At 68.4% G+C, this 10,449-nt stretch carries 11 protein-coding genes; 5 read left to right on the top strand and 6 right to left on the bottom strand.

Annotated features, from left to right (window positions below; translation table 11 throughout):
* Positions 1-3 precede the first annotated feature (3 nt).
* Genes ACFWY9_RS28895 through ACFWY9_RS28885 form a run of 3 tightly spaced genes read right to left on the bottom strand, consistent with a single transcriptional unit; the run spans position 4 to position 2,965 of the window.
* Entirely contained in the window at positions 4-861 is an 858-nt protein-coding gene (locus ACFWY9_RS28895; protein WP_378340388.1) for an ABC transporter ATP-binding protein, read from the bottom strand.
* Complete coding sequence (locus ACFWY9_RS28890; protein WP_378322971.1) at positions 858-1,928, bottom strand: FecCD family ABC transporter permease; 1,071 nt, start codon at positions 1,926-1,928, stop codon at positions 858-860. Before ACFWY9_RS28890 ends, ACFWY9_RS28895 begins: the two co-directional genes overlap by 4 nt.
* Complete coding sequence (locus ACFWY9_RS28885) at positions 1,925-2,965, bottom strand: ABC transporter substrate-binding protein (RefSeq protein ID WP_378322973.1); 1,041 nt, start codon at positions 2,963-2,965, stop codon at positions 1,925-1,927. Before ACFWY9_RS28885 ends, ACFWY9_RS28890 begins: the two co-directional genes overlap by 4 nt.
* Before the next feature lie 182 nt (positions 2,966-3,147).
* Between ACFWY9_RS28885 and ACFWY9_RS28880 the strand changes: the two genes are divergently transcribed.
* The 4 genes from ACFWY9_RS28880 (at position 3,148) to ACFWY9_RS28865 (ending at position 8,515) form a co-directional block, all read left to right on the top strand.
* On the top strand, positions 3,148-4,476 hold the full coding sequence (locus ACFWY9_RS28880; protein ID WP_378322974.1) for an MFS transporter: 1,329 nt from the start codon (positions 3,148-3,150) through the stop codon (positions 4,474-4,476).
* 8 nt (positions 4,477-4,484) lie between these two features.
* Positions 4,485-6,299, top strand: coding sequence for an asparagine synthase (glutamine-hydrolyzing) (asnB, locus tag ACFWY9_RS28875; protein ID WP_378340387.1), 1,815 nt, complete (start codon positions 4,485-4,487; stop codon positions 6,297-6,299).
* Between the two features lie 11 nt (positions 6,300-6,310).
* Entirely contained in the window at positions 6,311-7,525 is a 1,215-nt protein-coding gene (locus ACFWY9_RS28870; protein ID WP_378340386.1) for a cytochrome P450, read from the top strand.
* Positions 7,526-7,588: 63 nt separating this feature from the next.
* Positions 7,589-8,515, top strand: coding sequence for an L-tyrosine/L-tryptophan isonitrile synthase family protein (locus ACFWY9_RS28865; protein WP_378340385.1), 927 nt, complete (start codon positions 7,589-7,591; stop codon positions 8,513-8,515).
* Between the two features lie 2 nt (positions 8,516-8,517).
* Here the strand turns inward: ACFWY9_RS28865 and ACFWY9_RS28860 are convergent, their stop codons facing one another.
* Genes ACFWY9_RS28860 through ACFWY9_RS28850 form a run of 3 tightly spaced genes read right to left on the bottom strand, consistent with a single transcriptional unit; the run spans position 8,518 to position 9,720 of the window.
* Positions 8,518-8,700, bottom strand: a complete 183-nt coding sequence (locus ACFWY9_RS28860) for a DUF397 domain-containing protein (RefSeq protein WP_378340384.1) — start codon at positions 8,698-8,700, stop codon at positions 8,518-8,520.
* Between the two features lie 22 nt (positions 8,701-8,722).
* Entirely contained in the window at positions 8,723-8,845 is a 123-nt protein-coding gene (locus ACFWY9_RS28855; RefSeq protein ID WP_378340397.1) for a DUF397 domain-containing protein, read from the bottom strand.
* Positions 8,846-8,889: 44 nt separating this feature from the next.
* On the bottom strand, positions 8,890-9,720 hold the full coding sequence (locus tag ACFWY9_RS28850) for a Scr1 family TA system antitoxin-like transcriptional regulator (protein WP_378340383.1): 831 nt from the start codon (positions 9,718-9,720) through the stop codon (positions 8,890-8,892).
* A gap of 107 nt (positions 9,721-9,827) precedes the next feature.
* On the opposite strand from ACFWY9_RS28850, the gene ACFWY9_RS28845 reads away from it, so the two are divergent.
* A complete protein-coding gene (locus ACFWY9_RS28845) occupies positions 9,828-10,382 on the top strand; it encodes a hypothetical protein (protein WP_378340382.1) in 555 nt (184 codons plus the stop codon).
* Positions 10,383-10,449 lie beyond the last annotated feature (67 nt).

Below are 10,449 nucleotides of genomic sequence, written 5' to 3'. Positions count from 1 at the left end.
ACGTCAAACTGGCCCCCCCCCGGGGCCCCGGGGGGCCGGTACGCCACTATAACGGCCCCCCCGCCCGGTATTGGGCCCCATAAAGCAACCTTCGACGACGAGAGGGCGCAACAGTACCCGGGGCGCACCGGTGATCGGATCGTCCACAAGGGAACCGTCCACAGTGAACACTTCGCGCAGCAGACCCGGCTTGAAGACCTCGCGTGGCGCGCCGACCCGGTGAACACGGCCAGAGCGCAGCACCAGCACGGTGTCCGCGTACTGCGCCGCGAGGTCGAGGGAGTGCAGCGCGGCCAGCACGGTCACGCCGAGCGAGGTGGCGAGTTCGAGAGCCGAGATCTGGTGCGCAGGGTCGAGGTGGTTGGTCGGCTCGTCGAGGATCAACAGCCGAGGTTGTTGCGCCAACGCCCGCGCGAGCAGAACGCGCTGACGTTCACCACCGGACAATGTGGACAGAGGCCGCCCCGCCAGTTCCAGGCAGCCGCAGCGATCGAGACACTCGTGCACGATCTCGTCGTCCGAGGCGGTGAGCCGGGCAAAGGTGCCGTGGTGGGGATACCGGCCGAGCGCCACCGATTCGCGCACGGTGAAGTCGTGGCCGCCTGGTGAATCCTGACCGAGAACGCCCACAGTCCGGGCGACGTCACGATGCGGGAGCCGCCAGAGATCGTCGTCCGCCAGCACCACGCGACCGGCGGACGGTCTTAGCGCCCGGTAGACGGTTTTGAGCAAAGTGGACTTCCCGCTGCCGTTGGGGCCCACGAGCGCGACGAACGAACCGCTGGCGATGGTGACGTCGACGTCACGCACCGCCGGGGTTTCGGTGTATCCGGCGGTGACACCGTCAAAGACCAGCTTCACGACAATCCCACCACCCCGGCAGAACTGCGCCGCAGCACGAAAAGGAACACCGGGACACCGACGGCGGCGGTGAGGATGCCGATCGGCAGTTCGGTCGGCGCCAGCACGAGCCGGGCGGCGGTGTCGGCCCAGACGAGGACGAGCGCGCCGAGCAGTGCCGACACCGGGAGCGATCGCCGGTGGTCCGCGCCGACGAGCAGCCGGGTCAGATTCGGGACCACCAGGCCGACGAAGCCGATGCTGCCGGACACGGCGACGACGGTGCCGGTCAGCAACGTCACCACCACGAGGAGGACGAGCCGGAGCCGGGCCGCGTTCAGGCCGAGCGCCGCGGCGCCGTCGTCGCCGAGCACCAGCAGATTGAGCCGTCCCGCCCCGGCGAACGACACCACCAGCAGGACGCCGACGAGCACGACACACGCGACGGTCAACGGCCATTGCGCCCCGGCGAGACTGCCCAGCAGCCAGAACAACACCTGTTGCTGCGCCTCGGGATTCTTCGTGCGCAGCAAGAGAAACGAGACCACCCCGGACAACAGCTGAGCCAGCGCGATCCCCGCCATCACCATCCTGCCCGGCGACGTTCCCCTGCCAGCCCGAGCCAGCAGGAACACCCCGGCCGCGGTGAGCAACGAACCGGCGAACGCGGCGGCGGGCAGCGTGACGAGCCCGAGTGCGGCCGACCCGATCGTGGTGATCACCAGCACAGCCCCGACCGCCGCGCCCGACGAAAGCCCCAGCACGTAAGGCTCGCCGAGCGGGTTGCGCGTCATCGCCTGGGTCAGCACACCGGCCACCGCGAGCCCGGCGCCCACGAACGCCCCTTCGACGACGCGGGGCGCGCGCAACTCCCACACGATGAAGTCGAATCTGCCCGGCGCACCACCACCGAAGAGATGCCGCACGAGAACGTCGGCGACCTCACCGGGCGGCACCGAGACGGGACCGAGACCGACCGCGAGCACCATCGAGCCGACCACGAGCAGCAGGAGAATCCCGGCGAGCACCGGGAGATTCGCCGTGGCGAGCAGCGGCGCGCGCTCCCGGCGCGACGCGGTCGCCGTCACGCGGCAGGTTTGCGCAACGCCGCGGCGATCGTCGCCACCGCCTGTCCATTGAGGACGCTAGGCGAGAGCAGGATGCTCTGCGGCACGACCACCAGGCGGTTCTCCTTGACCGCGGTGCTCCCGGCCAGCACCGGGCTCGACCGGATCGCCGCCGTCAGATCGGCGTCGCTGCCCGGCGCGAACCCGGAGATCACCACGATCGCCTGCGGATCCCGCGCGGCGACCTCCTCGGAGCTGAGGCTCGCGAAATCGGTGCTGGCGTCCTCGGCGATGTTCTTGCCCCCGGCCAGCGTGATGACCCCGTTGGCCAGACTGGTCCCACCCTGCGTCATCACCGGCTGTCCCGGCGCGGGCGGGCCGGAAACGGCCAGTACCCTTACCGGTGCACCCCCGCCACCGCGCGCACCGTCCACAGCGGACTGAACCTGCGCCGCGAGCTGCTTCCCCTTTTCCGCCACGCCAAGGACATCGGCCGCTTCGGTGATGAACTTCGTGGTGACGGAAAGATCCTTCACCGGTCCACCGCCCGCGGACTCGCAGGCCACCAACGTCTTCGCCCCGGCCTGCGCCAGCCGGTCGACCGTGGGTGTGCCGTCGAAACCGCCGAAGCTGTACGTCGACAGGCCGACCACCAGATCCGGACGCGCGTTGATCACCTTCTCCGCGTTGCCCTGACCAGGGTCCAGCACCGGGATCTTGTCCAGCGCGGCCTTCTTGTCCGGCGGGAACGCCGCGAAGAAGTCCGGCGCCGCGGTGCCGACGATCCGATCGCCGAGGCCGAGTTCGGTGAGGATCGCCGCCGCCCCGCCGTCCATCGTGACGATCCGCTTCGGCGGTGTGTCCAGTTTGGGCAACGGCGGGCACGCGGGCGCCGCGGGATGCCCCGTCTTCTTCCCGCCCATGTCCATTCCGGACGAAGGCGCGGCGGCCGGAGTCGCGGACTCCCCCACGCAGGAAGTCAGGAACAGACCCGCCGCCAGCGTCAACGCGGTCAGTGCCCCGGCACGGCGGATCGGCGACGGATGAGCTGCGCCCACGGCTGTACTCCTTACAAGACATTCGTTGTCAGTGCAGAAGTCGCCCGAACGAGGGGCAAAGTTCCCGGAATTTTGGGCACCTTCTGTGACCCGTGCCGCTTTCCGTCCCACGATCGGGAACTTTCCCCGGAACGGTCCCGACTTCTGGCGGCAAGGGGAACTTCAAGGACGAGGGAGCGCTGATGACACGGGGGCGGACGGCGAACTGGCCGCTGGTCGCGGTCGCCGGCCTGGTGTCGTTCATCGCGATGCTCGACATGAACATCGTGAACGTCGCGCTCGCCGACGTCGCCCGCGAGCTGGAAACCACCACGGAAACCGCGCAATGGGCCGTACTCGGCTACCAACTGCCAGTGGTCGCGCTGTTACTCCCTGCCGGGACGTGGCTCAACACCGCACCCCTCCGCACGGTATTGCTCACGGCGGTTTCCGGCTTCGGCGCCTGCGGGCTGCTGGCCACCGTCGCGCCTTGGCCTGCCTGGCTGATCGCGGCGAGGATTGCCCAGGGCTTGTTCGGCGCGGCCCTCTTCGTCCTGATGCCGGTCGTTGCGGCGCAGTCGGTACCCGAACGATTACGCGGTCGCGCGATGAGCGTGCCCGCGACGCTCGGACCACTCGGCGCGGTACTCGGCCCGGCGATCGGCGGGCCGTTGATCGACGCTTTCGGCTGGCGGGCGGTGTTCCTGGTCAAGATCCCGGTGTGCCTCGCCGCGCTCGTCCTGACCACGCGCTACGCCGAACGCGGCGGGCGGTTGGTCCGTCCGGACGCGGCGTCGTTGCGCGGTGCCGCACTGACCGGTTCCGGGATCGGATTGTTCTTGCTGGGCTTGACGTTCGGCGCGACCGAACCCGGATGGCTGCTGCTGTGCCTGGCCGGGATTCCGCCGTTGGTGCTGTGGTCCCACAGCAGCGGAAGGCCGTCGTGGGAGGTGATCCGCGCCTCCGGCACCGGCGGGGTGCAGGCCGCGGTGCTCGCGCTGGCAATGGCGTTCGCGGTGATGAACTACCTCGTCGGCCTGCGAATGCAGGAAATCGACGGGATCAGCGCCGCGGTGACCGGCTGGACACTGCTCGCGTTCGCCGCCGGGATGGGCGTGGCGGGGCCGCTCGGCGGACGGCTGGCCGACCGGTTCGGCCCGCGTCCGGTCGCCGTCGCCGGCGCGACGCTCACCGCGGCCGGGTTGCTGTCCCTGCTCACTTTGAGTCCTCAGTGGACACCGGCGGCGGTCGCGGTCCGGCTGGCGGTGGCCGGGATCGGAATGGGGCTGTACGGCGGTCCCGCGCAGGTGCTCGTGATCACCGCCGCGCCACCGGATCGGATGGCGACCGCGGGCGCCACTGTCCAGCTCGCCCGCAGCCTCGGCTTCACCCTCGGCCCGGCCTGCGCCACCGCGGCCTGGGCACTGGGTAGCCCGGCGGCGGGGTTGTGGCTGGCCGCGCTCGTCGCTTGCGTGGCCGTTCCTCTGCTCGGCGTGCGGCCACGGAAACTCTTGCCGAACAACGGAAAGTGAGTCGTTCCATGTGCGGAATCACCGGCTGGGTGTGTTACCACGGCCTGGCCGACGGCAGCGCGGCGACGCTACGCGCGATGACGACCACGTTGACGCCCCGTGGCCCGGACGCGAGCGGTGTCTGGCTGTCGCGCCAAGCCGCGTTCGGACATCAGCGGCTCGCGGTCCTCGACATCGAGGGCGGCACTCAGCCGATGGTGCGCGAAGATGTCGTGCTGACCTACAGCGGCGAGATCTACAACCATCACGAACTCCGCGACGAGCTGCGCCGCCGTGGCCACCACTTCACCACCCGCAGCGATACCGAGGTCGTACTCCGCGCGTATCAGGAGTGGGGAGACGCGATGGCCGACAGGCTCGTCGGCATGTACGCCTTCGCCATCTGGGACGAAACCAAGCGGCATCTGCTGCTGGTCCGCGATCGACTCGGCGTGAAACCGCTGTACTGGTCGGCAATCGACGGCGGTATCGCGTTCGCCTCGGAGCCGAAGGCGTTGTTCGAGCATCCCGAGCTGGAGCCCACAGTGGACACTGCTGGGCTGCGCGAGGCCTACAGTCTGCTGTTCAACACCGGCCCGACACTCTGGGCCGGGGTACGGGAGCTTCCTCCGGGCACGCTGTTGAGCCTGACTCCCGATGGCCGTCGCGAAAGGACGTACTGGCAGCTCGAAGTCCACGAGCACACCGACGATCGGGACGCGACCGTCGCCAAGGTCACAGAGCTGCTGAACGCCGCGACACGGTCGCAAGTGGAGGCCGACGTCCCGCTGTGCAGCCTTCTCTCCGGTGGTCTGGATTCCACTGTGGTCACCGCCCTCGCCGCCGACGAACTCGGCCAGGCAGGGACAACGCTGCGCTCGTACGCCGTCGATTACAGCGATCAGGCCGAGAAGTTCACCGGTGACGTCCTGCGCACCGGGCACGACACCCCGTTCGCCACCGAGGCGGGCGCGTTCATCGGCACCGAGCACGACACCGTTGTCCTCGACCCGAAGCTGCTCCTCGACCCGGACCATCGCGCCGCGGTGGTGGCCTGCCGGGATTCGCCGATCGGCGTCGGCGACATGGACACGTCGTTGTACCTGCTGTTCGGCCGTATTCGTGAACACTCCACAGTGGCCTTGTCCGGCGAGGCAGCCGACGAGGTTTTCGCCGGATATCCGTGGTTCCACACGCCACGCGCGATCGAGGCGACGACGTTCCCTTGGCTGCTGGTGACCGATGACGAGGCCGCGATGCCGATGCATCCCGACCTCGCACCGGTGCTGCGAATCGGCGAATATCAAGCCGACACCTACACCGACGCCCTCGCTGCCGTGCCGCACTTACCTGGCGAGGACGCCGTCGAGTACCGGCAGCGCGAGTTGCAGCACCTGTCACTGACCCGCTGGCTGCGTCAGCTGCTGCACCGGAAAGACCGGCTCAGCATGGCACGCGGATTGGAGGTCCGGGTGCCCTACTGCGACCACAGGCTGGTCGAGTACGCCTTCTCGATTCCTTGGCAGATCAAGGCTTTCGACGGCCGGGAGAAGAGTGTGCTGCGTGCCGCGGCCCGCGGTCTGGCACCCGAGTCCGTCCTCATGCGACCGAAGAACCACTATCCGGCCACTCATCACCCGGACTACAACCGCGGGCTCCAAGACCTGGCCAGGGCAGCACTGTCCGGTTCGGACACCCTGCGCGGACTGGTCGACGAGGCGAAGGTCAAGCCGGTGCTCGACTGCGCACCGGAGAAGCTCGCCTGGGGCCACCGGTTGCGACTCGAACGGGTCGTGGACCTCGGGCTCTGGCTCGACCACCACCGCCCGAGGATCACGCTGTGAAGGAGAAACCCGTGCCCGTTCCGTTGTACGGCACCGAATACAAGACCGACCCGTACCCGCTGTACGCCGAACTCCGCGAGAAGTGTCCGGTGCACGCGGTCGAATTCCCGAGCGGTGTGCAAGCCTGGCTTGTCACCGGCTACGACGCCGCGCACTCGGCGTTGAACGACAAACGCCTCGGCAAAAACCACTCCCGGGGTAATGACCGGTGGCGGGCCCGCGCGTCGATCATGCCGGAACCGCAGCATTCGCAGCTCCAGGTCCACCTTCTGCACCAGGATCCGCCGAAGCACACGGAAATGCGCAAGCTCACGCTGGAATGGTTCGCGCCACAGCGGATCGAGGCCCTGCGCCCCCGTTTCCGTGAGCTGGCGGACGAACTGGTCGACGCGCTGCCGCCCGAAGGTCCGGCCGATCTCGTCGCCGGGTTCGCCGCGCACTTCCCGTTCCGGGTGCTGGCCGAGGTGATCGGGCTGCCCTCGGTGCTGGCTAAGGGTTTCCGTCGCGAATGGGGCAAGGTCGTCCAGCCGGTCGGACCGACCGATCCGGGCAGGCCTCAGTACGAAGCGCTGCTGCGCGGGTTGCAGGGCTACATCGCCGACGTCACCGCGGACAAGCGCGCGAACTCCGGGGAAGACCTGCTGAGCACACTCGTGCGGGCCAACGACGACGGCGTGCTGAGCAAGGAAGAGCTGGACTCCATGGTGTTCCAGCTGCTCGTGGCCGGGCAGGAGCCGGTCACCAACCAGATCAGCACCGCCCTCATGACGTTGTTGCGGCGCCCCGAAAAGCTGGCCGAACTCCGGGACGATCCCGAGCTGCTGCCGTCGGCAGTGGAGGAACTCCTGCGGTTCGACTCCGCGTTCGAGTTGACGACCTGGCGTTTCTTCGCCGAGGACAGCGAACTGCACGGCACCCGGATTCCGGCGGGCGACTCGGTGATCGTCTCGTTGTGCGCGGCCAACCGCGATCCGCGACGGTTCGAGAACGCCGACGAACTCGACTTCACCCGGTCCCCCAACCCGCATCTGGCGTTCGGGCACGGCATCCACTTCTGCCCCGGCGCCGCGCTCGCCCGCGCGGAACTCCGGATCGCCCTCGACACGCTGCTGCGCCGCCTGCCCGGCCTGCGGTTCGCCGGGGACCCGGACGCCATCGCGTGGGTCCCCGCCGTCCTCGCCCGGGGCGTCAACAGCCTGCCCGTCACCTACGACCGCGTGAGCTGAAGGGGACTTTCCTCGCATCGCATGCGACGAAAGTCCCCTTCAGCCCACTTGCCGAGGAGATCTGTGCTCACCGCGACACCGTCCACTGTGGAGAGAACCACGGCGGACATCCTGCGCCTGCTGCTGCCCCATCGCCGTCACGTCCGCGGCGACACGGTGTCGGAGCCGGAAGCGTTCAGACCGCAGCTGACCCAGCTCGCGGCGTTCGTCCGGACCGGCGAGCCGATTTTGTTCACCCTGCCTGGTTTCCCGTGCAAGTCCCCGAATCCGGACAAGGTGCTCGGTCCGCTGCCGGACGAGGGTGAGCGCCTTTCCCTGCGATTCCTCGACGAACTCTGCGCCACGATCGAAGCGGTCTACCCGCCCGGCGCGCGCATGCTGATCTGCTCCGACGGCCACATCTTCGGCGATCACATCGGCGTCGCGGACGGGACGATCGACGCCTACGGAACAGCGTTGTGCGCAATGATCCACGACGAGCGCCGGGCTTGTCTGGAGACGTTCGATCTGGGCGACGTCCTCGGCGAGACCGGTTACGACGAGAAGCGGCGCCGGGTACACGAAGAGTTCGCGCCCACAGTGGACGATCTCCGCGCCCAGGTCCACCACGATGAGAACATGACCCGGCTCTACCGGGGCATCACGCGGTTCCTCGTCGAGGACACCGTCGGCCACACCGGCACGAAATCCGCGCTGCAACGGGAATGCCGACGCCGTGCCTACGGCGTCATCCAGCGCAGCAATGCGTGGAGCAGCCTGATCGCGGCCCGTTTTCCGCGCTCGGTACGGCTTTCGATCCATCCGCAGCCGCCGGGCGCGGCGAAGTTCGGCATCCGGCTGCTCGACGTCGACGACCAGTGGACGACGCCGTGGCATTCCTGCGTCCTACTCCGCGCGGACGGCACGCCGACGCTGCTGCCGCACCACCGCGCCCGCGCACTCGGCACGCTCGCCTACCGCGACGGCCGCCCCAGCCACTACGTCGCGTGAGGTTACCGGGGACGCAGAGTGCTGGTGAAGGTGCGCCAAGCGGCAGCGGGGACGATGCGACTGCCAGTGTCCGGAGCCTTCGAATCACGGACATGAGCATGGCCCGGCTGATACGCGACCTCCACGCAGTTGCCGCCGTTGGACGAGGTGTAGGAGGACTTCCGCCAGGTCAATGAGTGAAGCATCGGTCCTCCCCTTCAGGCCGATCTACCGGGGACGCAGGGCGGCGGTGAAGGTACGCCAAGCAGCAGCGCTCACGGTGAGGCTGCCGGTGTCCGGAGCCTTCGAATCACGGACATGAGCACGGCCCGGCTGGTACGCGACCTCCACACAGGTACCGCCGTTGGACGAGCTGTAGGAGGACTTCCGCCAGGTCAAGGGGTGATGCACTGGTCCGCCGCCTTCTCGATCAGGTCTATGGTTTGCCGGTGGGAGAGGGCATCCGCGCGGAAGTACTCGAACCTCCGGCGCAAGGCCGTCACGTCAGCGTGCCCCTCGACGACCTCTCCGCGCAGTTGGTTGTCAACATACGCCACGTCGGGGGCACCGTCGAGGCTGGCCACGACGAAGTGACCGGCAAACTTGGCACAGGCCGGGGCGTCCGGCGGCACCACCTGCACCGAGATGGTGCGCCGCCGCGCCATCTCCGCCAGATGCCGCAGTTGCTCGCTCAGTACCTCGGCACCGCCCACCTGCTGGCGCAGCACCGATTCGGACAGCAGCACCACCAGCATTGGCGGCTCGCCCTCGTCCAGCACCCGCTGACGTTCCAACCGAGTGGCCACCAGTTCCTCGGAGTCCAGGATCGCCCGCGCATAGTCCGGGGTTTGCAGCAATCCCGGGACGACAATTGGTTCAAACCACAGCAGCGTGGTGGCGCTTTCCTCCACTTCGATCCATCGGTCCAGCCATTCGTGCGAGACCTCGCGCGCCACCAGTTCGGCGAGCATCCGCGCGAGAAAACCAGTGGTGCCAAGGATTTCCTCGCAGCGGGCGAGATCATCAGCTTTCGGAGTGCGTTTCCCGGTCTCCCACATCGCGACGAGTGACTGGGACACGAACACGGCCTTGGCCAGTTCCTCCTGGCTCAGCGATTTCCCATCCCTGGCCAGTGCCAGTTCCCTACCCCATGCTTCCAGTGCGGTGCGGCGTTTGCGTGCCATGGTCAGTCTCACATCGTTCGGTGATGACAGCGGAGTGATCACGCACGGCCTATATCGTGTCACTGATTGTCATCCTAGCCCGGCGAGGCGAGAGTGGACAGCGCGGAACCGGAGGGGCCCGCGATCGGGAAAACAAAGGAGAATCACCCATGCCCGCCACCTTGACCGACGACACCATTACCGCCGAGGACAGCGACGACCGTTCCGTCGTCCGGCTTGTCGCGGACCGGCTCGCGGAACGGGGAATCCCGTCGGCGATCGAAGAGGAACACTGGCTGACCCTGCCCGGCGCCGGGGGCGAGTTCTACGCCGACGCCTACGGGCAGGTGGTGTGGGCCTTCCGGCTGCCGCCTGCCCAGTGCGACGACCCGGTCCGCATCGTCCGGACGATCCTGCGGCTGCTCGGCGCGGAGGATCTCGCCGGGCTGGATTTCTCCCCGGCGCCGCGGGACACCCTGCGCCGCACGGTCGGCGCCGCGCTGCACGCGCTCGGCCTGGCGGTGCGCCTGGTCGTGAGCGAGGACGCGGTGGCGTGGCGCGTCTGTGTCGAGCTGGCCGTGTCCGATCCGTCCCGGCCGTCACGCGGCGAGGTCCGGCTCGCCGACAACGGCGAACTCAGCTGGTCCTGCTTGTGCGGCCCGGAACCGGGCCTGGCCGCCGAGGACATCGCCCACACCCTCGCCACCGTGCTGCACTGTCCGTGAATGCCACATTGAGGGAATCAGAGTCCCTCAATGTGGCATTCACGGACCCTCAACACGGCTACCCACG

The organism is Amycolatopsis sp. NPDC059027, assembly GCF_042739735.1.
Lineage (GTDB): Bacteria > Actinomycetota > Actinomycetes > Mycobacteriales > Pseudonocardiaceae > Amycolatopsis.
The sequence above is the reverse complement of the archived record's forward strand: the minus strand, read 5'-3'. Positions and strand labels throughout refer to the sequence as shown.